This is a genomic window from Sphingobium sp. WTD-1, from assembly GCF_030128825.1.
Taxonomy (GTDB): Bacteria; Pseudomonadota; Alphaproteobacteria; order Sphingomonadales; family Sphingomonadaceae; genus Sphingobium.
The window spans coordinates 2,976,437-2,996,668 of record NZ_CP119127.1 but is presented as its reverse complement, the minus strand read 5'-3'; the positions used below and the strand labels follow the sequence as shown (position 1 = coordinate 2,996,668).

The 20,232-nt window shown below is 62.9% G+C and carries 33 protein-coding genes and 2 tRNA genes; 8 read left to right on the top strand and 27 right to left on the bottom strand.

The window, feature by feature from the left end:
* Window positions 1-255: 255 nt before the first annotated feature.
* Window positions 256-1,524: an ATP-dependent Clp protease ATP-binding subunit ClpX gene (gene clpX, locus N6H05_RS15025; protein WP_004207563.1), complete on the bottom strand. Its 1,269-nt coding sequence runs from the start codon at window positions 1,522-1,524 to the stop codon at window positions 256-258.
* A gap of 133 nt (window positions 1,525-1,657) precedes the next feature.
* Window positions 1,658-2,293 carry an ATP-dependent Clp endopeptidase proteolytic subunit ClpP gene (gene clpP, locus N6H05_RS15020; protein ID WP_284110268.1) on the bottom strand — a complete coding sequence of 212 codons (636 nt, stop codon included), beginning with the start codon at window positions 2,291-2,293 and terminating at the stop codon, window positions 1,658-1,660.
* A 131-nt stretch (window positions 2,294-2,424) separates the two neighbouring features.
* Here clpP and N6H05_RS15015 point away from each other — a divergent pair, with 131 nt between their 5' ends.
* Entirely contained in the window at window positions 2,425-3,054 is a 630-nt protein-coding gene (locus tag N6H05_RS15015; RefSeq protein WP_284110267.1) for an HdeD family acid-resistance protein, read from the top strand.
* On the opposite strand, the gene N6H05_RS15010 is transcribed toward N6H05_RS15015, so the two are convergent.
* The 3 genes from N6H05_RS15010 to N6H05_RS15000 all read right to left on the bottom strand — a co-directional run bounded on the left by N6H05_RS15010 (window position 3,036) and on the right by N6H05_RS15000 (window position 5,915).
* A complete protein-coding gene (locus tag N6H05_RS15010) occupies window positions 3,036-4,013 on the bottom strand; it encodes a glycosyltransferase family 2 protein (RefSeq protein ID WP_284110266.1) in 978 nt (325 codons plus the stop codon). The two genes, N6H05_RS15015 and N6H05_RS15010, sit on opposite strands and share 19 nt — an antisense overlap.
* Before the next feature lie 158 nt (window positions 4,014-4,171).
* The gene (gene tig, locus N6H05_RS15005; protein WP_284110264.1) at window positions 4,172-5,767 is read right to left on the bottom strand and encodes a trigger factor; all 1,596 of its coding nucleotides are present in this window, start codon (window positions 5,765-5,767) and stop codon (window positions 4,172-4,174) included.
* A gap of 63 nt (window positions 5,768-5,830) precedes the next feature.
* Window positions 5,831-5,915, bottom strand: a tRNA-Leu gene (locus tag N6H05_RS15000).
* 119 nt (window positions 5,916-6,034) lie between these two features.
* Here N6H05_RS15000 and N6H05_RS14995 point away from each other — a divergent pair.
* The 3 genes from N6H05_RS14995 to N6H05_RS14985 all read left to right on the top strand — a co-directional run bounded on the left by N6H05_RS14995 (window position 6,035) and on the right by N6H05_RS14985 (window position 7,961).
* A complete protein-coding gene (locus N6H05_RS14995; protein ID WP_284110263.1) occupies window positions 6,035-6,235 on the top strand; it encodes a hypothetical protein in 201 nt (66 codons plus the stop codon).
* A 171-nt stretch (window positions 6,236-6,406) separates the two neighbouring features.
* On the top strand, window positions 6,407-7,012 hold the full coding sequence (locus N6H05_RS14990) for an RNA polymerase sigma factor (protein ID WP_004207570.1): 606 nt from the start codon (window positions 6,407-6,409) through the stop codon (window positions 7,010-7,012).
* Window positions 6,981-7,961 (top strand): FecR family protein, encoded by a 981-nt coding sequence (locus N6H05_RS14985; protein ID WP_284110261.1) that lies wholly within the window; start codon window positions 6,981-6,983, stop codon window positions 7,959-7,961. The genes N6H05_RS14990 and N6H05_RS14985 overlap by 32 nt, the downstream gene beginning before the upstream one ends.
* A 6-nt stretch (window positions 7,962-7,967) precedes the next feature.
* Here N6H05_RS14985 and N6H05_RS14980 read toward each other — a convergent pair whose 3' ends face one another.
* Genes N6H05_RS14980 through N6H05_RS14970 form a run of 3 tightly spaced genes read right to left on the bottom strand, consistent with a single transcriptional unit; the run spans window position 7,968 to window position 9,693 of the window.
* Window positions 7,968-8,669 (bottom strand): NAD-dependent deacylase, encoded by a 702-nt coding sequence (locus tag N6H05_RS14980; protein WP_284110259.1) that lies wholly within the window; start codon window positions 8,667-8,669, stop codon window positions 7,968-7,970.
* A 23-nt stretch (window positions 8,670-8,692) separates the two neighbouring features.
* Window positions 8,693-8,992, bottom strand: a complete 300-nt coding sequence (locus tag N6H05_RS14975) for a polyhydroxyalkanoic acid system family protein (protein ID WP_004207574.1) — start codon at window positions 8,990-8,992, stop codon at window positions 8,693-8,695.
* Window positions 8,993-9,015: 23 nt separating this feature from the next.
* On the bottom strand, window positions 9,016-9,693 hold the full coding sequence (locus tag N6H05_RS14970) for a fumarylacetoacetate hydrolase family protein (RefSeq protein WP_284110257.1): 678 nt from the start codon (window positions 9,691-9,693) through the stop codon (window positions 9,016-9,018).
* Between the two features lie 260 nt (window positions 9,694-9,953).
* On the opposite strand from N6H05_RS14970, the gene dapB reads away from it, so the two are divergent.
* The 4 genes from dapB to N6H05_RS14950 all read left to right on the top strand — a co-directional run bounded on the left by dapB (window position 9,954) and on the right by N6H05_RS14950 (window position 11,999).
* Window positions 9,954-10,718 (top strand): 4-hydroxy-tetrahydrodipicolinate reductase, encoded by a 765-nt coding sequence (dapB, locus tag N6H05_RS14965; protein ID WP_284110255.1) that lies wholly within the window; start codon window positions 9,954-9,956, stop codon window positions 10,716-10,718.
* Window positions 10,719-10,722: 4 nt separating this feature from the next.
* Window positions 10,723-11,382, top strand: coding sequence for an endonuclease III (gene nth / locus N6H05_RS14960; protein ID WP_284110254.1), 660 nt, complete (start codon window positions 10,723-10,725; stop codon window positions 11,380-11,382).
* Window positions 11,383-11,460: 78 nt separating this feature from the next.
* Window positions 11,461-11,847, top strand: a complete 387-nt coding sequence (locus N6H05_RS14955) for a hypothetical protein (RefSeq protein WP_284110252.1) — start codon at window positions 11,461-11,463, stop codon at window positions 11,845-11,847.
* 75 nt (window positions 11,848-11,922) lie between these two features.
* Window positions 11,923-11,999: transfer RNA gene (locus tag N6H05_RS14950), tRNA-Arg, on the top strand.
* Between the two features lie 10 nt (window positions 12,000-12,009).
* On the opposite strand, the gene N6H05_RS14945 is transcribed toward N6H05_RS14950, so the two are convergent.
* The 19 genes from N6H05_RS14945 to N6H05_RS14855 form a co-directional block, all read right to left on the bottom strand.
* Window positions 12,010-12,765: a tyrosine-type recombinase/integrase gene (locus N6H05_RS14945; RefSeq protein WP_284110250.1), complete on the bottom strand. Its 756-nt coding sequence runs from the start codon at window positions 12,763-12,765 to the stop codon at window positions 12,010-12,012.
* Window positions 12,766-13,091: 326 nt separating this feature from the next.
* Complete coding sequence (locus N6H05_RS14940; RefSeq protein WP_284110248.1) at window positions 13,092-13,265, bottom strand: hypothetical protein; 174 nt, start codon at window positions 13,263-13,265, stop codon at window positions 13,092-13,094.
* Between the two features lies 1 nt (window position 13,266).
* A complete protein-coding gene (locus N6H05_RS14935; RefSeq protein ID WP_284110246.1) occupies window positions 13,267-13,536 on the bottom strand; it encodes a hypothetical protein in 270 nt (89 codons plus the stop codon).
* Complete coding sequence (locus N6H05_RS14930) at window positions 13,533-14,054, bottom strand: hypothetical protein (RefSeq protein WP_284110244.1); 522 nt, start codon at window positions 14,052-14,054, stop codon at window positions 13,533-13,535. The genes N6H05_RS14935 and N6H05_RS14930 overlap by 4 nt, the downstream gene beginning before the upstream one ends.
* Window positions 14,051-14,188 (bottom strand): hypothetical protein, encoded by a 138-nt coding sequence (locus N6H05_RS14925; RefSeq protein WP_284110242.1) that lies wholly within the window; start codon window positions 14,186-14,188, stop codon window positions 14,051-14,053. Before N6H05_RS14925 ends, N6H05_RS14930 begins: the two co-directional genes overlap by 4 nt.
* Complete coding sequence (locus tag N6H05_RS14920; RefSeq protein WP_284110240.1) at window positions 14,188-14,628, bottom strand: hypothetical protein; 441 nt, start codon at window positions 14,626-14,628, stop codon at window positions 14,188-14,190. The genes N6H05_RS14925 and N6H05_RS14920 overlap by 1 nt, the downstream gene beginning before the upstream one ends.
* Entirely contained in the window at window positions 14,621-14,830 is a 210-nt protein-coding gene (locus N6H05_RS14915; protein ID WP_284110238.1) for a hypothetical protein, read from the bottom strand. The genes N6H05_RS14920 and N6H05_RS14915 overlap by 8 nt, the downstream gene beginning before the upstream one ends.
* Window positions 14,814-15,356, bottom strand: a complete 543-nt coding sequence (locus N6H05_RS14910) for a hypothetical protein (RefSeq protein WP_284110237.1) — start codon at window positions 15,354-15,356, stop codon at window positions 14,814-14,816. The genes N6H05_RS14915 and N6H05_RS14910 overlap by 17 nt, the downstream gene beginning before the upstream one ends.
* Window positions 15,353-15,847 (bottom strand): hypothetical protein, encoded by a 495-nt coding sequence (locus N6H05_RS14905; protein WP_284110235.1) that lies wholly within the window; start codon window positions 15,845-15,847, stop codon window positions 15,353-15,355. Before N6H05_RS14905 ends, N6H05_RS14910 begins: the two co-directional genes overlap by 4 nt.
* A 109-nt stretch (window positions 15,848-15,956) precedes the next feature.
* Window positions 15,957-16,226 (bottom strand): hypothetical protein, encoded by a 270-nt coding sequence (locus N6H05_RS14900; RefSeq protein ID WP_284110233.1) that lies wholly within the window; start codon window positions 16,224-16,226, stop codon window positions 15,957-15,959.
* A gap of 50 nt (window positions 16,227-16,276) precedes the next feature.
* On the bottom strand, window positions 16,277-16,597 hold the full coding sequence (locus N6H05_RS14895; protein WP_284110231.1) for a hypothetical protein: 321 nt from the start codon (window positions 16,595-16,597) through the stop codon (window positions 16,277-16,279).
* A gap of 12 nt (window positions 16,598-16,609) precedes the next feature.
* Window positions 16,610-17,002 (bottom strand): hypothetical protein, encoded by a 393-nt coding sequence (locus tag N6H05_RS14890; RefSeq protein WP_284110230.1) that lies wholly within the window; start codon window positions 17,000-17,002, stop codon window positions 16,610-16,612.
* Window positions 16,965-18,083: a recombinase RecT gene (locus N6H05_RS14885; RefSeq protein ID WP_284110229.1), complete on the bottom strand. Its 1,119-nt coding sequence runs from the start codon at window positions 18,081-18,083 to the stop codon at window positions 16,965-16,967. Before N6H05_RS14885 ends, N6H05_RS14890 begins: the two co-directional genes overlap by 38 nt.
* A gap of 11 nt (window positions 18,084-18,094) precedes the next feature.
* Window positions 18,095-18,313, bottom strand: a complete 219-nt coding sequence (locus N6H05_RS14880) for a hypothetical protein (RefSeq protein ID WP_037521438.1) — start codon at window positions 18,311-18,313, stop codon at window positions 18,095-18,097.
* On the bottom strand, window positions 18,310-19,233 hold the full coding sequence (locus N6H05_RS14875; protein WP_284110226.1) for a YqaJ viral recombinase family nuclease: 924 nt from the start codon (window positions 19,231-19,233) through the stop codon (window positions 18,310-18,312). The genes N6H05_RS14880 and N6H05_RS14875 overlap by 4 nt, the downstream gene beginning before the upstream one ends.
* A complete protein-coding gene (locus N6H05_RS14870) occupies window positions 19,230-19,361 on the bottom strand; it encodes a hypothetical protein (RefSeq protein ID WP_284110224.1) in 132 nt (43 codons plus the stop codon). Before N6H05_RS14870 ends, N6H05_RS14875 begins: the two co-directional genes overlap by 4 nt.
* The gene (locus N6H05_RS14865) at window positions 19,358-19,663 is read right to left on the bottom strand and encodes a hypothetical protein (protein ID WP_284110223.1); all 306 of its coding nucleotides are present in this window, start codon (window positions 19,661-19,663) and stop codon (window positions 19,358-19,360) included. Before N6H05_RS14865 ends, N6H05_RS14870 begins: the two co-directional genes overlap by 4 nt.
* A complete protein-coding gene (locus N6H05_RS14860) occupies window positions 19,660-20,037 on the bottom strand; it encodes a hypothetical protein (RefSeq protein ID WP_284110222.1) in 378 nt (125 codons plus the stop codon). Before N6H05_RS14860 ends, N6H05_RS14865 begins: the two co-directional genes overlap by 4 nt.
* Window positions 20,034-20,195 (bottom strand): hypothetical protein, encoded by a 162-nt coding sequence (locus N6H05_RS14855; RefSeq protein WP_284110221.1) that lies wholly within the window; start codon window positions 20,193-20,195, stop codon window positions 20,034-20,036. Before N6H05_RS14855 ends, N6H05_RS14860 begins: the two co-directional genes overlap by 4 nt.
* Window positions 20,196-20,232 lie beyond the last annotated feature (37 nt).

Sequence of the window (20,232 nt, the reverse complement as noted above, 5' to 3'; positions counted from 1 at the left end):
GCAATTATGTTACAATGCAGGTGCGAGACTGTCACAATTGGACGGACATCTGGACAAGGCACTGAAAAACAGGCCGAAACCTCAAACTATCATATTGATTTCATTGCATAATATGTCGAAATTTTACACCACGCCAACACTGGTGCAATTATGCAACGGCGCAGGAAATTTTGTGCAGTGCGAAAGACTTGCACGAAAAAGGGGCCGGTGGATGGTCCACCGGCCCCTTTTGTTCCAGCCTGAACGGCGAATGAACTAGGCGGCGTCTTCCGCGCGCTTGTCCTTCTCGCTGAACACGCGAATCGGTTCCTTGGTCCCGGCGACGACATCCTTGTCGACCACCACTTCGCCGACGCCCTCCATCGAGGGCAGGTCGAACATGGTGTCGAGCAGGATCGCTTCCAGGATCGAACGCAGGCCGCGGGCACCGGTCTTGCGCTCGATCGCCTTCTTCGCGATCGCAGTCAGAGCATCGTCGGTGAAGCTCAACTCGACATTCTCCATGTCGAACAGCTTGCCATATTGCTTGACCAGCGCGTTCTTGGGCTCGACCAGGATCTTGACCAGTGCGGTCACGTCCAGATCTTCCAGCGTCGCGATCACCGGCAGACGGCCGACGAATTCGGGGATCAGACCGAACTTGAGCAGATCTTCCGGTTCGCTTTGACGCAGCAGTTCGCCGGTCTTGCGCTCCTCTGGGGCCGCGACATGAGCGCCGAAGCCGATCGACTTGGCTTCCAGACGGTCGCCGATGATCTTTTCCAGGCCCGCGAACGCGCCGCCGCAGATGAACAGGATGTTGGTCGTGTCGACCTGCAGGAATTCCTGCTGCGGATGCTTGCGCCCACCCTGCGGCGGAACCGAGGCGGTCGTGCCTTCCATCAGCTTGAGCAGCGCCTGCTGCACGCCCTCGCCCGACACGTCGCGCGTGATCGACGGGTTTTCGGCCTTGCGGCTGATCTTGTCGATCTCGTCGATATAGACGATGCCGCGCTGCGCCTTCTCGACATTATAGTCGGACGCCTGGAGCAGCTTGAGGATGATGTTCTCCACGTCCTCGCCGACATAGCCGGCTTCGGTCAGCGTGGTGGCATCGGCCATGGTGAAGGGCACATCGAAGGTCTTGGCAAGCGTCTGCGCCAGCAGCGTCTTGCCGCAGCCGGTCGGGCCGACGAGCAGGATGTTCGACTTGGCCAGTTCCACCTCGCCTGGCTTGGAACCATGGTTGAGGCGCTTGTAATGATTGTGGACCGCGACCGACAGGACACGCTTGGCGCGCTTCTGGCCGATCACATAATCGTCAAGCACATCGCAGATTTCCTGCGGGGTCGGCACGCCGCCATCCTTCTTGCCGACGAGACCGCCCTTGGTCTCCTCGCGGATGATGTCGTTGCACAGTTCCACGCATTCATCGCAGATGAAGACGGTCGGCCCCGCGATCAGCTTGCGCACCTCATGCTGCGACTTGCCGCAGAAGGAGCAGTAAAGCGTGCTTTTAGAATCGGAGCCCGTAAGCTTAGTCATTCGCCAATCTTTCCTCCCCGCCGTCGGCACCATGCCGGATCTGGCCGGGGATATTCTGGTCCAAAGGCCATCCTAGACCGGGGCACGGCGGTTTCACAAGAGGTGATGTACCGCGCCCCGGTAAAGATCGCCTTTAGGCGTCCGCGGATTCCGCAGCGGCCGGGCGGCGATCGAACACTTCGTCGACCAGACCGAACGCCTTGGCTTCGTCAGCCTCCAGGAAGGTGTCGCGGTCCATTGCCCGCTCCACCGCTTCCAGCGTCTGGCCGGTATATTTCACATAGAGATCGTTCAGGCGGCGGCGAATCCGAAGGATTTCCTTGGCCTGGATCTCGATATCCGACGCCATGCCCTGCGCGCCGCCTGACGGCTGATGCACCATGATGCGGGCATTGCTGAGCGCGATGCGCTTGCCCGGCTCGCCGGCGGCCAGCAGGAAACTGCCCATCGAGGCGGCCTGGCCGATGCAGACGGTGCCGACCTGGGGACGGATATATTTCATCGTGTCGTGGATCGCCATGCCCGCCGTGACGACGCCGCCCGGCGAGTTGATGTACATCCAGATGTCCTTCTTCGGATTTTCCGATTCGAGGAACAGAAGCTGGGCGACGATCAGCGAGGCCATATGGTCCTCGACCTGGCCGGTCACGAAGATGATCCGCTCGCGCAGAAGACGCGAGTAAATATCGAAGCTGCGCTCGCCACGGTTCGATTGCTCGATGACGATGGGAACCAGCGCGGCCATGGGATCATGCATGATGTTGGTCATTGTGCTCTTTCAGTCAGGTGCTTTTGCCCGGCCCCCTACATCGGCACAAAACCCGACTGGTTCAAGGGGGAACCATGTGTCACCCCTCTCGCTCCACAATCGTTTCAAATCGCGACAGGGGGAACAAGCCGATGGTTTCCGACGTGCAATCCGATATTCCGCCCCATGACGGCCGGGCCGGACCGGGGCTGATCGCCGCCTTCTCCTTCGGTTGGAAGGCGCTGGCGCTGCGTGGCGTGGTCTCGATCATCCTGGGCCTCATCGCGCTCTTCTACCCGTTCAGCGCGCTGTTCGCGCTCACGCTGATCTTCGCGGTCTATGCACTGGTCGACGGCATATTCTCGGCGATCAGCGCCTTTCGCCGGGTGGGGCATGGCCGCCATTGGGGCGCGATGCTGCTGCGCGGCCTGCTGGGCATTGCCGTCGGCATCATCTTCATCGTCACCCCGATCGCGATGACGATCACCTATGCGCTGCTGACCGTATTCATGATTGCCGGCTGGGCGATCATCGCCGGCGGCCTGGAAATCATCGCCGCGATCCGGCTGCGCAAGGAGATAGAGGGAGAATGGCTGCTGGCGCTGAGCGGGCTGCTCTCGCTGCTGCTGGGCCTGTTCGTCCTCTACCTGGCCCTTGCCAACCCGCATGTGTCGGTGGCGATGCTGGGCTGGGGCATCGGCTTCTACGCGCTGGTGACGGGCGTCACCCTGCTGATCCTGGCGATGCGGCTGCGCCGCCGGGTTCAGTCCTTCAAGGCGTAGTCGCTGGGCGCGCGGAAGGCGAGATAGGCGAGCCGCCGCACTTCGCGGCGGCCACGCACCACCGTGTCGAGGATGAGGCCGCACATGCCGCTCAAGGTCGCCAGGATCATGAGGCCGGTGACCAGGATCGCGGTCGGAAAGCGCGGGACCAGCCCGGTATGGGCATAGGTAACGATCAACGGCGCCGCGAGGCCAAGGCCCAGCGCCGCGAGGAACGCCGCGATGATGCCGAAGAACAGGATCGGCCGCTCGATGCGATAGAGGGTGATGATCGTGCGCAGGATGCGCCAGCCGTCGCGATAGGTGGACAGCTTGCTGACCGACCCTTCGGGCCGCGCGCCATAGGCAGTCATCACTTCGGACACCGGCATCGCCAGTTCGAGGGCATGAACGCTGATCTCGGTTTCGATCTCGAAGCCGGCGGACAGCACCGGGAAGCTCTTGACGAACCGACGCGAGAAGACGCGATAGCCCGACAGGATATCGGTGAAGCTGCGCCCGAAAAGTTGCTTCAACAGGCTGGTGAGCGCCCAGTTGCCGAAGCGGTGGCCGCGGCGATAGGCTTCCTCCACCTGGTCGCGACGACAGCCCACCACCATGTCGAGATTATCCTCCAGCATCGCTGCGACCATCGCCGGTGCGGCAGCAGCCTCATAGGTCGCGTCACCATCGGCCATGATGTAGATATCGGCATCCACATCGGCGAACATGCGGCGCACGACATGGCCCTTGCCCTGCTGGGTCACGCGCCGGACGATCGCCCCTGCCCCAGCAGCCAGTTCGCGGCTGCCGTCCGTGCTGTTATTGTCGAAGACATAGATGTCGGCATCGGGCAGCGCACGGCGGAAATCCTGCACCGTCTGCACGATCGCGCCCGCTTCATTATAGCAGGGCAGGATCACCGCGATATGCGGGGTCGCAACGCCCTCGCCATTCGCCACCGCCGGAAATTCCTTCATCTGCCGCACGCTCCTGCGCCTCTCTTGCCCCTGCCATGGCCCAGCCATGGTTAATATTTCGACCGCCCTGCCCCAAGAATGCGGGCGACGATATAAAGAAAAGGCGCCCGGACCTCCATTTGGAAGCCGGGCGCCCTTCTCGTCTCTAGCCTGCCAGCTTATTCAGCCTTGGCAGCGGCCTTCTTGGCGGGAGCCTTCTTCGCCTTGGGCTTTTCCTCGGCGGCAGCGTCCTCAGCCGGGGCTTCGTCCTTCTTGGCGGCAGCCTTCTTGGCCGGGGCCTTCTTGGCGGGCGCTTCCTCGGCTACGGCTTCGGCCTCGGCGGGCTCGGCCTTCTTCTTGGCAGCGGCCTTCTTCGCCTTGGGCTTGTCGTCATGATCGTGGTCATGGCCGCAGCCCGGACCGTGGACGTGGGGCTTCAGATCGCCATCTTCGGCTTCGATCGCAGCTTCCAGTTCCTCACGGCTGACAGCGCGGTCGCTGACTTCCGCCTTTTCGAACAGGAAGTCGACGACCTTGTCCTCATAGAGCGGCGCGCGCAGCTGGGCGGCGGCCATCGGATCCTGGCGGACATACTGCACGAAACGCTCACGATCCTGCGGGCTGTACTGCTGGGCAGCCTGCATGATGAGACGGTTCATTTCATTGTCCGAAACGACGACATTGTTGGCCTGGCCGATTTCCGACAGCAGCAGGCCCAGGCGCACGCGGCGCACGGCGATGCCGCGATAATCTTCCTTCTCGGCTTCCATTTCGGCCAGAGCCGCTTCCGGATCGGCTTCATGGCTCGCTTCATGCTGAAGCTGCTGCCAGATCTGGTTGAATTCGGCTTCCACCATGCTCGGCGGAACGTCGAAGTCGTGCGAAGCGGCGAGCTGGTCGAGCAGCTTGCGCTTCATGTAGGTGCGGGTCAGGCCGTTATGCTCCTGCTCGATCTGGCCCTTGAGCAGATCCTTGAGCTGGTCGAGACCTTCCAGGCCCAGCGACTTGGCGAAATCGTCATCGAGCTTGGGCTTGTCGGCGTTCAGCACCGACTGCACGGTCACGTCGAAGGTCGCGGCCTTGCCGGCGAGGTGCGCGGCGCCATAATCTTCGGGGAAGGTGACTTCGATGGTCTTTTCTTCGCCCTTCTTCACGCCGCCGAGCTGCTCTTCAAAGCCGGGGATGAACTGGCCCGAACCGATCTTCAGCTTCACGCCTTCGGCCGAACCGCCCTCGAACGCTTCACCGTCGACCTTGCCGACGAAGTCGATGACCAGCGTGTCGCCGTCCTTCGCCTTGTGGCTGGCGGCATATTCTTCCAGCGCGCCCTGCTGGGTGGCGATGCGGCCGGCCTGTTCCTCGACCTGCGCGTCGCTGACTTCGGCGGTCAGGCGTTCCAGCTTCAGACCGTCGATGCTCGGGGCTTCGATCACGGGCAGAACTTCCAGTTCCACCTTGACCTGCGCGTCCTTGCCGAACTCGAAGCCTTCGTCCAGCTCGACCGAAGGCTGCATCGCGGGACGCAGCTTTTGGTCGGCGATCAGCTTCTGAACGCTTTCCTGGATGGAATTGTTGAGCGCGTCACGCTGCAGGCTTTCACCATGCATCTTCTTGACGAGGTTCGCCGGCACCTTGCCGGGGCGGAAGCCGGGCATGCGCACCTGCGGCGCAATCGCCAGCACTTCCTTCTCAACGCGGGCGTCGATATCCTTCGACGTGATGGTCACGGTGTAGGCGCGCTTCAGGCCCTCGTTCAACGTCTCGACAGTCTGCATCTCTTCTCTCAAACGCTTTCTTAGCTGAATCTCGTTGGCGCCGGATCAAGCCAAGCCTGACACTGGTGCGGGCGAAGGGACTCGAACCCCCACATCTTGCGATACCAGAACCTAAATCTGGCGCGTCTACCAGTTTCGCCACGCCCGCATCGGTCGCCGGTCGGCGCGGCATAGAGAAAAGCATTGGCGAGAGCAAGGGATATGGATGCATTGATGGAACCGGCATCCTTGCCCGCGCGTAGCTTCTTCTTTGCAGGAGAGCATAGCATGGCCACCCAGCCCGATCCAGCGCCCGACACCCTGCCCCCGCCCGACCGGATCGAACCGCAGTCGCCGCCCGAAACGCCGCCGCCCGCGACTCCGGATGAGACTCCGATCCAAGAGCCGCCCGAAATCATCCCTGGCGAACCCGACTATGACCAGCCCGATCGCGCGCCGGACGAGGTTCCGCCTGACATAATTTCGTAACCACGCAACAAAAGAAGGCCCCTGAAAACTTTTTTGCAACAGGGTGGAACTTTTTATGGCGGATTACGGAATATGCGTAATCACGTGCTGGACACCCCCCGAAATCCATGATTGAAATGTGACAACAAAAAGAAATTCAGGAGAGGCGCGCTGACATAAAAGGGGGTCGACGTGCATAGGGTTCGCGCCAAATTAGAATGGTTCAAGACCGTGATTTTGCCGCAGGAAGCTGCCTTACGAGGCCGTCTGCGTCGCATTCTCCCCTCTACCCATGAACTGGAGGATATGGTCGCCGAAGTTCTCGCCCGTGCCTATGCCACGGAGAACTGGGAAAATGTCACCACCGGGCGCGCCTATCTCTTCACCATCGCCCGCAACCTTGTTATCGACACAGCACGCCGCAACAAGGTGGTGAGCTTCGAGACAATCGCCGATCTGGAATTGCTGGGGGGCGAAAACACCATCGAGGCACAGCTCCACGCCCGCGAAGCGCTCCGCCAGGTTGAGGCGATCGTCGATTCGTTGCCCACCCAGTGCCGCCGCGTCTTCATTCTTCGCCGTATTCACGAAAAATCGATGCTGGAAATAGCGGAGGAAATGTCTCTGTCCGTTTCTACTGTTGAAAAACATCTGGCCAAAGCGATCGGCATAGTTATGCGGGCCTGGGCAGAACGTGAGGAAACGGATTTCGAACGTGCAGGCGTCGGGACCAGGTTCAAACAGCGGGGACAGGGACGCGATCGCGTTGGAAGCCGCGCGCCTGCTGGCCAGGCTTAACAGCGACCCTACTCCCCAGGACGAAGACGAGATATGTGCGTGGATCGAGGCCGATCCGCGCCATGGCGTGGCCTTTGCCCGCGCCGAAGCCGCCTGGGATGCGGCCGAGCGGCTGAAGAGCGCCGCCGCCGAAGTCAATCTGCCCCCGCTCGAAGCGATCGTCAGCGAGGAACAGCAGCGCCGCCTGTCGCGCAACATCATGATCGCCGCCGGCATCGCCATCGCCTTCTTCATCGTCGCCGCGATCGTCACCATCCGCACCTTCAGCGGCGTGGATCGTTATGAGACGGCGGTCGGCCAGATCCGCGACGTCGCGCTGGCCGACGGCTCCATCCTGCACCTCAACAGCAATAGCGAGGCGGAGGTCCGCTTCACCGACATCGGCCGCAAGGTGCGCGTGCTCAAGGGCGAAGCCTCCTTCGACGTGGCCCATGACAAGGGCCGGCCCTTCGACGTGGAGGTGCGATCGGCCCAGATCCGCGCCGTCGGCACTGCCTTCAACGTCCGCATGCGCCCGTCGGTGGTGGAACTGACCGTCACGCAAGGCACGGTGACGGTCCATTCGGGCAATAGCGGGCTGGAAAAGGTCAGCGCAGGCAGCGGCGCCGTGATCCAGTCGCGCAGCATCGACCTCACCCATCTCAGCCCCAAGCTGATCGACCAGCGCACCGCCTGGCGCGACCAGATGGTCGAGCTGGACGGGGAAACGATCGAGCAGGCGGCGAGCGAGTTCAACCGCTATCGCCGTGCGCCGATCCTGATCGGCGACGCGCGCGTCTCCTCGTTGCGGGTCGGCGGGCGATTCCGCGTCAGCGACAGCAAGGAATTCCTCTCCGCCCTGCAACTGAGCCTGCCGATCCGCGCGGTGAATGGCGAGGATGGATCGGTGATGCTGCTCTATCGCGATGAACCCGCTGGTGCCGACATCATGGCGGCACCCGGCGAATAAGGCCGGTCAGCCGAGCAGGTCGTGGACCAGTTCGGGCACCAGTTCGCTTGCCGGGCCAAGCCGGCTTTCCTCGAAATAGCTGCTGCCCGCCGACGGATCGAGATTGAGCTCCAGCGTGCGGGCGCCATAATGGCGCGCCATCTGGACGAAACCGGCGGCCGGATAGACCGCGCCCGACGTGCCGATCGACACGAACAGATCGGCCTGCGCCAGCGCTTCCTCGATCCGCTCCATATCATAGGGCATTTCGCCGAAGAAGACGATGTCGGGCCGCAGGCTGGGCGCTCCACAGCCCGTACAGGCGCTGCCGGGCGGCAGCGGATCGGCCCAGGCCACCGCCTTGCCGCAGGCGGCACAAAGGGCAGACTTCAATTCCCCATGCATGTGGAGCAGCCGGCTCGCCCCTGCCCGCTCATGCAGGTCATCGACATTCTGGGTGACGATCAGCAGATCGCCCGACCAGGCGCGATCGAGCGCGGCCAATGCCTCATGCGCGGGATTGGGCGCCACCTCCGCCAGCTTCGCGCGCCGCTCGTCATAGAAGCGATGCACCAAGGCCGGATTACGCGCCAGCGCCTGTGGCGTGCAGACATCCTCCACCCGATGCCCCTCCCACATGCCATCCGGCCCGCGAAAGGTGGCAAGCCCGCTCTCGGCCGAAATGCCCGCGCCGGTGAGGATGACGATGTTTTCGATGTCGATCGGCATGGCGGGCACCTCGGCAGGCAGGCTTACGCCTTGGTCAGCATCTTCTGGGCGCTGGTCTTGATGAAGTCGGAGATCGGGCCGGACATCATCTTGAGGAACATCGGGATCGACACGGTGCCGCGCACCTTGTCCTCCTCGATCAGCAGCTTGACCGGGATGGTCTGGGCCATGGCCGAGATTTCCATATCCAGCGCATAATCGGACGGCCAGGTCGCGGTCATGGTGCCGCCGCCGGGGATATGCTGTTCCAGCTTGGGCAGGCCCTGCTCCACCCGGCGCTTGGCTTCGTCCCGGCCGAGATCATGGGGAATGTCGATGTCCATCCTGTTTATCCTTGTTCCGATGGTCAGTTCTGAAAGGCGATGTCGAGCGGCGGCAGGCCGGCGATGGTCGCCTGCACTGCCTGGCCGGGCGCGATCGGACCGACGCCGGCAGGCGTGCCGGTGAAGATCAGGTCGCCGGGCGCCAGTTGCACATAGGTGGAGAGATTGGCGATGATTTCTGGCACCGACCAGATCATGTCGGCCAGGTCGCCCGACTGGCGCGGGTCGCCATCGATGCTGAGCGCGATGGCGCCGCTGGCCGGCGGCGTGCCGGGATGGATCGGGCCGATCGGCGCGGAGCGATCAAAGCCCTTGGCCATGTCCCAGGGACGACCGGCCTTCTTCGCGACCGCCTGCATGTCGCGGCGGGTGAGGTCGATGCCGACCGCCCAGCCGTAGATCAGCGCCAGCGCATCCTCGACCGCGACATCCGTACCGCCCGCGCCGAGCGCGACCACCAGTTCGACCTCATGATGCAGATCCTGCGTGCGCGAGGGGAAAGGCAGCGACGCGCCATTCTCGACCACGGCATCGGCCGGCTTGGTAAAGAAGAAGGGCGGCGCACGATCGGGATCGCCGCCCATTTCGCGCGCATGTTCGGCATAATTCTGCCCGACGCAGAAGATGCGACGGACGGGAAAGCGATCGGCGCTGCCGTCGATCGGCAGGGTCGGAACGGAGAGTCGGGGAAGATCGAGCATGGCCCTCTCTTAGAGCCAGTTCGAAAAATCGCGAAAGAGCGATTTTTTCGGTACGGTACCCGCCCGCTCCCCCGCCCAACCACCCGATCCAGTGTCATCCTTTCGGGTGGTTGGGCGGGGGAGCGGGCTGGTACCGGCTTTCTCGAACGAACCCCTGGCCATGGCCGGTCGCCGTTCCCAAGAAATTCATGGTGCCGGATGACAAAGGGCCGCCGCTCTGGCATCGCCCGCTCACTTATCTTCAAGGAACGGATCAGGGCATGACCAGCATCGGGATTTTCGGCGCCGCCGGGCGCATGGGCCGCGCCATCGCGCAGGCCGCGGCGGAAGCGGGACTGACCGTGGCGGGCGGCACCGATCGCGACGGCAGCGGCGAACTGGCGCCCGGCGTCGCCATCACCAGCGATCCGCTGGCATTGGCACAGGCGGCCGACGTGCTGATCGACTTTTCCGTGCCAGCCGCGCTTTCCGCCAATCTCGACGCCTGCATCGCCGCGAACAAGCCGATCCTGATCGGCACGACCGGACTGGAGGGCGAGCATCATGCGCTGATCGATCAGGCGGCCGCCCGCATCCCGGTGCTGCAGACCGGCAATACCTCGCTGGGCGTCAACCTGCTCGCCGCGCTGGTGGAGAAGGCCGCCGCCAGCCTGGGCGACGATTGGGATATCGAGATCGTCGAGATGCATCATCGCCACAAGGTGGACGCACCGTCGGGCACTGCGCTGCTACTGGGCGAAGCAGCGGCGAAGGGGCGCGGCATCACCCTCGCCGACCATAGCGAGCGCGGCCGTGACGGCATCACCGGCGCGCGGGCGAAGGGCGCGATCGGCTTTGCCGCGCTGCGCGGCGGATCGGTCGCGGGCGACCATCAGGTCATATTGGCGACCGAGGGCGAGCGGATCGAACTCGGCCATCGCGCCGAGAACCGCAGCATCTTCGCGCGCGGCGCGATCAAGGGCGCAAGCTGGCTCGCCGGCCAGCCGGTCGGTCGCTATGACATGAAGGGCGTGCTGGGGCTCTGATGCCATGAACAAGGGCCAGATCTTCGACTTTTTCAGCCGCCTGGCAGAGGCCAATCCCGCGCCGGTGACGGAGCTGGAATATGGCAATGCCTATCAGCTGCTGGTCGCGGTCACCCTGTCGGCGCAGGCCACCGATGTCGGCGTCAACAAGGCGACCCGCGCCCTGTTCCGCGAAGTCGAAACGCCGCAGCAGATGGTCGACCTAGGCGAGGATGCGCTGAAGCAGCACATCAAGACGATCGGCCTGTTCAACACCAAGGCGAAGAATGTCATCGCCCTGTCCGAGATATTGGTGCGCGATTTCGGCGGCGAGGTGCCGCAGGATCGCGACGCGCTGACCACCCTGCCCGGCGTCGGCCGCAAGACCGCCAATGTCGTGCTCAACACCGCCTTCGGGCAGGAGACCTTCGCGGTCGACACCCATATCTTCCGCGTCGGCAACCGCACCGGCCTTGCGCCGGGCAAGACGGTGCTGGCAGTCGAGGACAAGCTGGAAAGGCGCGTGCCCCAGCCCTTCCGCCGCGATGCGCATCATTGGCTGATCCTGCATGGCCGCTATGTCTGCAAGGCGCGCAAGCCCGAATGCTGGCGCTGCATCGTGTCGGATCTGTGCCGCTTCAAGCCGAAGACGCCGGAACCCGGCAGCGTCGCGAAAGCCGCCTGATCGCGCCCGACGGCGGTGCTAGGATCGGTACGGAAATCAGCTCCGCGAATCGTCTTGTCAGCACGAAGGAGAGAGACAATGTCCATCCGCCCCATTCTCACCGCCGGCCTGCTGCTGGCCTGTGGCCTGACGCCTGCTTTCGCCAAGACCAAGGACAAGCCGGATCCCTATGTGCCCAGCGGCGATCCGGTCGACTGCATTTCGATCAGCCAGATTCGGTCGAGCAATGTGCGTGACGATCGCACCATCGATTTCGAGGTGAGCGGCAAGAAGATCTACCGCAACACCCTGCCCAACAGCTGCCCCAGCCTGGGCTTCGAACGGCGCTTTTCCTATCGCACCAGCATGTCCCAACTCTGTTCGGTCGACATCATCACCGTGCTGTTCAACGCCGGGCCGGGCCTGCAACCGGGTGCCAGCTGTGGCCTGGGCAAATTCCAGCCAATGGTGAAGGCCCCGAAATAAGTTTCGGGAACAGGTGATTTTGTGGCTGGCGCGGTTCGAAGCCCTTTGCTAAGCGCCCCTTCTGACCAGCGTCATGCACCCATAGCTCAGCTGGATAGAGCGTTGCCCTCCGAAGGCAAAGGCCAGTGGTTCGAATCCACTTGGGTGCACCACAAGCCATTTTTAGCCCTTATTTTCCGGCGTTTTCGAGGCGTTTTTGTCTAACCCGGTTTCTGAGGTAGACAAATCAGCGCGGATCATCGCCGCCATGGTCTGGTCAGCCATCAGCATCTGATCGGCATCGCGCGTGTATCGCGAAATCTCCGAATCGGTCGTGTGGCCGGTGATGGATTTGATCGACTGGTTCGACATGCCGATCTCCGCCATGCGGCGAGACGCGGCCTTGCGCAGGCCATGCGCGGCGCATTTCTCCAGCCCGGCTTCGTCGCAGCGCTTGCGGAACCAGTTGCCGAAGCCATTCGCTGTGAATGGCTTGCCAAACTCCGTCACCAGATATGCGAGCTGGCCCGATGGGCACGCAGCGATCGCGGATGCCAGGCGCGGATGGATCGGGATAAAAAGCTCCTTCCCTGTCTTCATCTGCTTCACGCGGATGCGACCGTTCTTCACATGCTGCGGCCCCATCGTGACGACATCAGACCGGCGTTGCGCGGTGTAGAGCAGGAGGCAAAGGGCCAGATGCGCCTTCGTGCCAACCGGATGCCGGGCCACGAACGCGTCGATCTCTTCCTCATCCCATGTGTGGAAGCCGGTCCCCTTCGACTTCGGCGGCTTGACCGCCTTGGCCGGGTTGTCCTTCCGCATCCCCATCAGGATCGCATAGTCGAACAACTGGCGCAGGCGCTTGAGCAGGATAGCGCCGGCGGTGGGCGTTTCGTGCATCTTCTCCATGAGCCGCGCGACGTTCTTGGCCGACATCGTGGCAACCTGGCGATCGCCATACTGCGCGCGGAACCTCTCATAGGTGCCGCGGTAGACGCGCTTGGTGCTTTCCTTCGGGATGTTAGCCCATGTGGTGCTGCGGTAATATTGGGCGATCAGATCGTTGAATGTGCCAGGCTCCAGCCGATCGGTGCCAACGGCCAGCTTCTCGCCATTCTTGAGCGCCAGATATTCCTTCCAGAAATCATCGCTGCCAACCGGGTGGTTGATGTATTTGGATGGGAAGCCAGTGCGGCGGAATCGGAGGCGCATCTTGCCATGCCGGTCGCGAAACTCGGTCACATATGGGGGAAGCCCCTTCGTCACTCTAGGTCTTCCCATCCTTCGCCATCCCTGCGCTGATTCGGCTGCTCGGTCAGGATGACGATTTTGCCATTGGGGTCTATCTCGACCCGCATATTACGGAAGCCCGCCGCCGCCATGCCCGACGCGGCGCGCTTTATGTCGGCTTTGGTGAAGCGCGCAACCTTCCCCATTCTACCCCACCTCCCCCACAAGAGCGGCGTCGATGGCGGACTGCCACTTGCGCTCATGCAGACTGCCGCCGCCGTCGTCCTTGGTGTTGAACATGGCCTTGACCATAGGAAAAGTCGGCTCGCGCATAGCCTTGATGGCTGCGGCGGCGATCCGTCGATACGCATCTGCCGTTCCCTGCTTTTCGTTCAGGTCAGGCCAAGGCCACGCCTTATGCCACGGGTCGTCCTCCTCGTAGATGGCTTTGGCCACACGTTCGATCATCTCGCTCACGGCTTCACCTCCCGGATGGCGGCCTCTGCCTCCTCCTTGCTGGCAAATTCGGTGATGATTTCGTCGTCATCGGTGTCTAGCGCGTCCTTCTCCTCATCGGTCAGGACGTGAACAACGCACCAGATTGACGGCATTGGGCCAGCGCAATCCACCTGCCTGATATGTTTCCCAGGCTCCAGATCAAATTCGCACAGCGCCTCGGCCGGGCTGTCGCAGCAGTCCTCGCTGCTATAGCCGTCGGCATAGAACCATTGCGGCACCAGCATCTTGCGGATTTTCGCGTTGTCGGCCTCAGCCGCCTCCAACCGATCCAGCAGGGCCGGGAGGTGGTTGATGGCGGCAACGATGAGGTCGGCGTTTGCTTCGTCAGCGCACTTCCCGACCCGCACGATGTTGAACTTGTCTCCATCTTGATAATGGACAACATTGAAGCCGAAGTTTTCGAGCGTGCGTATCAGATACGGCCCCGGCGTCGCCTTCGCGATCAGCCCGCGCAGTTCCTGGATGATGTCAGTCATGTGCGGCGTCCTTTCCGAAACCAATTTGCCCACGACATGCGGCCGGCGCGGGTCATGCTGAAATGCTGCCACGGAATGCAGCGTTGGCGTTCAACCGCCTCGATCTTGGCCGTCCGGTGCAGATCGATCGCCATCACAAACCTCCCGCCCGCGCGCGCAGGGCTGCGGCGGTCATGGCCAACGCAGGCGTGGCGCCACGGCCGACAAACCTGTCCTGCCCTTCCCGGCCTCCGTGCAAGTTCAGATGCCACTTGCGGTCGTCGGCGCACGGGGCAGAGAACTGCATCCCACGCAGCTTCCATTTTTCTGGAAGCAGCGTCATGGCCGTGTCGATCGAGGTCAGCCACTTGGCGGGGTCGATGCGCTGCGGGGGGATGCGTCCATCCTCGCCGGTCAGCATCCACCATCCGCTGTCATCCTCACGCCATCCATAACCGGAATGCTCGGCCACTTCTGGCGCGCCAAAGATGGAGCGGTGAATTTCCTTGCCAGCTGATCGGTAGTCCACGCACCATTCAGCAGGAAGCCCCTCCACCCGCTCCGCCAAAGCCAGCAGGGTATCGCGATCAGTCATGGTCCAAATCCTCTGCTTCCCAGCCACAGACCGTGCAGACCAGCGGCGCTTCCGTGCAGCCCGCGCAAGGGGCGGCGATATGACAGGAACAATCGACGGCCGCGCTCAGCATAAGGACGCCACCGCATTGATCCGCCTCGTTGTCGGCCGCAGTTAGCGGGCAACGCTGGCCGATCTCGTAATCCTCAACGTAGAGCGTCATGCCCCGCCTCCTCCCTCGCAGCCGGATCGACATCATCGGAGAAGATGGTCCGGGGGCGGTTGTCGTTGGCGAGCTGCTGGAACCGCTTGGCGCGCTCTTCCTTGGCCGCTAGTTCAGCCGCAGTCGGGCGATACAGGCACGGATGCGAAGGCCACAGATCACCATCGCTGGCGACCATCCAGCCACCAGTCGGCCAAGTCCCGAGATAGTGCGCGCGTTGAATGCCGGTGCTGCCAGCCTCAATAGCGTCGAACTCGGTGCCGTCCTTCGGGCAATAGATCGCCTCCCGCCAACCAAGCTCACGAAGCCGGAGGTGCGCTTGATGCATCAGATCAATGGCATCCTGCTCAGTCGGCATCAGATCGGCGCGTGCCCGCTTCTCAGCGTCGCCAGCAGATACCAGCATATCCCACTGATCGGCGTCAGCATGGACCACGCCGCAAGGGTTATGGTTCGGAATGATGGACACAACCGCTTCGCCATGCGCTTTGATCGCGGCCTTCAGGGTTTCCAGACGGTCTCTCATCGCCCGCCCTCCGATCCGGCGAGGGCGGCGACGATCGCATTTGCTCGCGATGTAGCTTGTTCCGCTGATGCGCCCCAGACTGTGGCTATGACGCTCCACCCGCCGATGTCTTGCACTTCGGCATACCACAGAGGGTCACCGTCCTCGTTGCAATCATCTGCGCTCATCACCGGATCGGCCGCAATGAAATCCGCCTCCCGCACCGCCGCCGCATCAGCCGTCAAGCTATCCGTGGGGCTGGTCGCCGGCAGGGTCCACTCCGCGACGCTCTTGGGAAGATCGGCAGCGTGCGCTTCTGGAGCATGCGGCCACACTGCAACGACAAACCGGCTGATGTCTGCATGTTGAGCGAACGTCTTGTTGCCCCATTCGGCCCACTTCCACGCCGTGTCGAAGTCTGGCGCAGGGTGGACTTCATCTGGTCCGATATGATGCAGGCACCATAGGCGAGTATCCAGCGCCTCCAGCAGCGCGGTGTTTTCCTGGGTCATGCTTCGATCCTCACAAAGCCGTCGCGGGTCTGAACCCACTCGCCGGGCTTCTTCGTGGTGCGCTGGATTGGGCGCGGGCGGGGTTGAGGGTGGCGGGGGCGCGGGGTCATCAGAACTTGATACCGGTGATGGCCACTGCGCCTTCGGTGTCGGCCTGGCACCAGTGCCACGGAAACATGCCGTCTTCGCCAGCATCTTCTTCGTCGCGCGCCATCCAAAGATGCTCGATATCGGCATGGTCGATCGTCTCAAATCCGCCGGCATCGAGAGCGACGTTGATCGCTTCGACCGTGATCAGCGCCGGATCTACGTGGCCATGAGCGAACACGCCCCACGGCTCGCAGTCCTCGGTTCCGTAGCATGTCAGTTCGATGCTCATCGAAAACTCTGGCCGGGCTTGTTGGGCACCGGCCAGTCCCTTGGAAATGGTTAGGCGGCGGCCGGATCGGCGGTCTTCGCGCGCGGGATCAGCCGACCGGTCTTGGGGTCGCGAAGCTGGCCGTTGGCGCGCCAGTTGGCCAGTTCGTCCAGCAGCGAATTGACGCGCTGTTCGGCCAGGTCAGCGCGAACGGTTTCCTCATCTTTCCGGCGGGAAAGCGTTGCCACCTGCCCTTTCTGAAAGCGGAGTTCGTCACGCGCCTCCAGCAAAGCATCATGCTTGGCGCCATAGCTCTTGTGGATCGCATCGCGGTCAGCCGTGATATCGTCCACCACCGCCTTGTGCTTCTTCACGCTCATAAGTCCGAACATGCTTGTTCTCCTCTAGGCCGCGCGTGCGGCGATTTGCTTCTTCCACTGGTCGAGAATGATCGCCTTCGCTTCGGCGGCAGGCACCTTCTTGGTCACCACCAGGCGCCGGTATTCGTCGCGCATGGCTGCCGGGATGTCTCGCATCCGGGTGGCAGACAGGGACGCGGCGCGCTTGGCGTTCACTTCGGGCGAAACGGTCTTGGCCACCACATCGGGCCGGGTCAGCACGTTGGCGCGGAGCCAGCGGCCATGTTCGCGCCGCCGCTCCAACTGCTCGGGATCAGCCATGCTCGCCGCCAAAGCCTTGCGCATCCGCTCGCGATATTCGAGCTTCACGCCGGGCTTCTGATGATAGCGCTGGATTCCCTCACGCCGCCGGCGCTGGATTTCCGGGTCGGTTGCCATGTGCTTCGCCGAACAGGGCTTGCACCGCTTGGCGCCCTTGCTGCGCGGGTGGGTGCATTCGGTCACTTGCCGGCCCCAGCTCGGTCTTGCGCACGCCGGCATGGACGAACAGGTCATCGCCATCAGCCTCCGACAGATCGGGGAGCAGCGATTCCAGCTTGGTGTCCACATCGATCACCGTGCCGCACTGGTCGATTTCCGCCATGGCCTGATCCAGCGTCAGGCGTTCGCCGCGCTCGTTGTCGTCCGGGCCTTCGCCGCCATCCGCGGCCTGCTCCGACTGGATCTGATGCTCCAGGGCATCGAGGCGGCCGGCGGGCTGCTCGGTTTCGATCTGCGCAATCTCGCCCTCGGCGGCCATGGCAAGCGCCGCCGACTTGGCGACCATCGTGTCATCGCGCTCGAACTCGGCTTCGATGTCGGTGGAACTCGGCAGCCGCTTGGCGAAGCGCCGCATGACGGTCTTGCGCGCCATTTCTCCCCACCAGTCCACCCACGGCCCCTTGTCGGAAGCGCGCGAAACCTTCCGCACCGCCTCGATCTGGGCGACGTTCATGATTTCGGGCGGGACGACCTCGCCGCTCTTGAGGGTGGCGATCGCATAGGCGCCGATGGGATTGCCGCGATCGGCGAACCAGTCAGGCTCGAACACCGGGACAGCATCGAGGCCGGGCCGATAGGTGAATTTGTCATGCTCATGAACGACATGGACATCGACGCTGGCAATCTCGCCCGACTGCCGGATCTTCTTGAGGACGCCGGCAATCATGGGCATCCACTGGACCTTCTTGTCCCACCCGCCCGATTGCCGATTCTTCGTGTTGAAGATCACCAGCGCACCTTCGCGACCGTCCGGAAGAAGGCCGTCCTGGGCCGCCTTGACCACGGCGCCGAACAGCGAGCGGCGATCAGCGTTGAGCAGATCTGGGTTGCTCTGGATCGCCGTCATGGTGACGCGCTGGAACTTGTCGACCGCAATATGCGCCGGCAGCGCCATCTTGAGCTGGTCGCTCATCTGCGCCAGGCTTTGCCGCAACGCTACTGCCGGGTCGGCCCGGCGCTCCTGAAGCTGGGTTGCCAATCAATTTCTCCTTAGAACGGAACTTCTAGGCTGGTATCGAAGTCCTCGATCACCAGCGGATTGTGGATGGTCACGCGACGGTGAGCCTGCATGACGAAGAACTCTTTGCCGGGGTTAGCCACAGCTAGACGCTTGGCCTCTTCCGCTGCTCGTCCGAAAGTGTCGTGACGGACACGGGGGTTCATCCCTTCTGGATTCCAGACGAGATAAAAGGTGTCTGCGAGCCTCATCCGCGCTTCTCCACGATGCTGAAGCGCCGGTAAGATTTGCGCCCCTTGATAATTGTGCCGATGTCGTCGGCAGTGATTTCGCGATCCGGCTGGGCCTTCGTGGTCGGGCATTTGACGGTCATCCCATCGAGCAGCGCCACGCCAGCGGTGCCCAGCTTGTCGAGCAGTTCAGCCTGCGCCGCATCGGCCTGCGCCTTGCCCTGCTTCTCCAGCGCCTTGCCGGTCAGCCAGCGGTCTGCAGCGTCCACAGCCAGATTGTCCGTCCGCAGGTCGATCAGGTCGCCGTTGTCCTCGGGATAGAGCGCGCTGATCGTCGGCAGGTCGCGGGTATAGTCTGCAGCCGGCGGATCGCCCGCAGCGATGGAGCGCCAGAACGCTGCAACCCGCGCCTCTATGTCGGCCCAGATGACCGGGCGGAACTGATACTGGAACCGGCGCAGTTCATTGCCGCCGACCAGCACGATGACATCGCCCCAATCGCATCCGGCCAGCCCCATGTAGGACATGACCTGCAGCAAATAATTCAGCGGCGGCTCATCGCCCCAGCCCTTGGCCACGATCCAGTCTGCCGTCTTCACCTCAAGGATGCCGCGCCCGCTCTGCGGGCACATCACCATCTGGTCAGGGTGGCCGCCCAGGCCGGCTTCGTTCGTCAGCCGCTTGGGCGTTTCCATCTTCTGGTAGCCAAAGCGATCGCAGGCGCCTTCGATAATGACCGGCTCAAGGCGAACGCCCCATTCCGCGCGCTCATTGCCAGTGAAGTCTGGCGTGGCGACATTGCCGGCCTTCCGGTGCCAAAGCTCGAACTCGGTCAGCCAGGGATGCTGGCCGAACAGAGCGGCGACCTCGGAAGCTCCGACCACCGATGCGCGGAAAGCGTCGTCGCCATCCCCGGCCATGATGTTGGTCACGGCGTTCATATGTGACTCCCCATCAACAACCCCATCATGAACACCACAGCCCCCGCCCCGATCAGCTCGGCATAGGGAGGGTGGAGGCCGATGCGGGCGTCGCGGTTGGTCAGGGCGGCGCGGATTTTGCTGATCATGACCTGCTCTCCATCTTCTCGCGGTGGGCGCGCTGGTGCATTTCATCCATGCTGACCGGCGGTTCACCCTCGCACATGTCGGAAAAGGCATCGGCCGCGGCGTCGTCCATTTCGTCCTGCGTCATCGGGCGCCATCCATGGCCAGCGCAGTCGGCGCACTCGACCGTGAAATCGTCAGGCGAAAGATCGTCCATGCCGACGAAGCGCGAACGGCGGTTGGGGTTGACCCCGCACACTTCGCCATTTCCGTTGCAGGTGGTGCATTCGACTTCGGGCACGAAGCCGTTGAGGTAGTGGGTCACGCTTCGATCCTCACAATCCGGATGGCCATCGCCACGGAAACCACGTCCCGGCGCAGCGCATCGTTGAACTCCTCGACCGCATCCCATTCGGCTTCGGTCATTTCACTGGTGCCGCTCACGCTGTGGTCGCAGATGGCTTCCTCGCGGATATCCTCGATCTGCTGGTGCAGGCGGTTGGCGGCCTTCTCGATATGCGGCCAGGCGGCGTCGAAGGTGCGCGGATCGCAGCCAGACAGCTCGTTCGCATCCATGTCGAACAGCGCGATCATGGCGCGGATCACGGGCTTGGCGGTCACCAGCCAGTTGCCAGCCTTCTCGGCAGCGGCTTCAAGGGCGGTGTGCGACGTTGCGTCGATGAGGGTGGCGCCGATCATGCCCGGCGCCCCTTCATCTGGGACTGCATGGCAGCCTCGATCGCGCGGGCAGCCTTCGCAGCGCCCTTCGCGTTAAGGTCGTTGAGCATGTTGCGATACGAGGCGGGATCAGTGGGTTCGCCCCGTTCCGCTGCCTTCGTGATGATTTCGTGTCTCATGGGACGCTCCATCGGTGAACTGATGTCATCCTCGCCC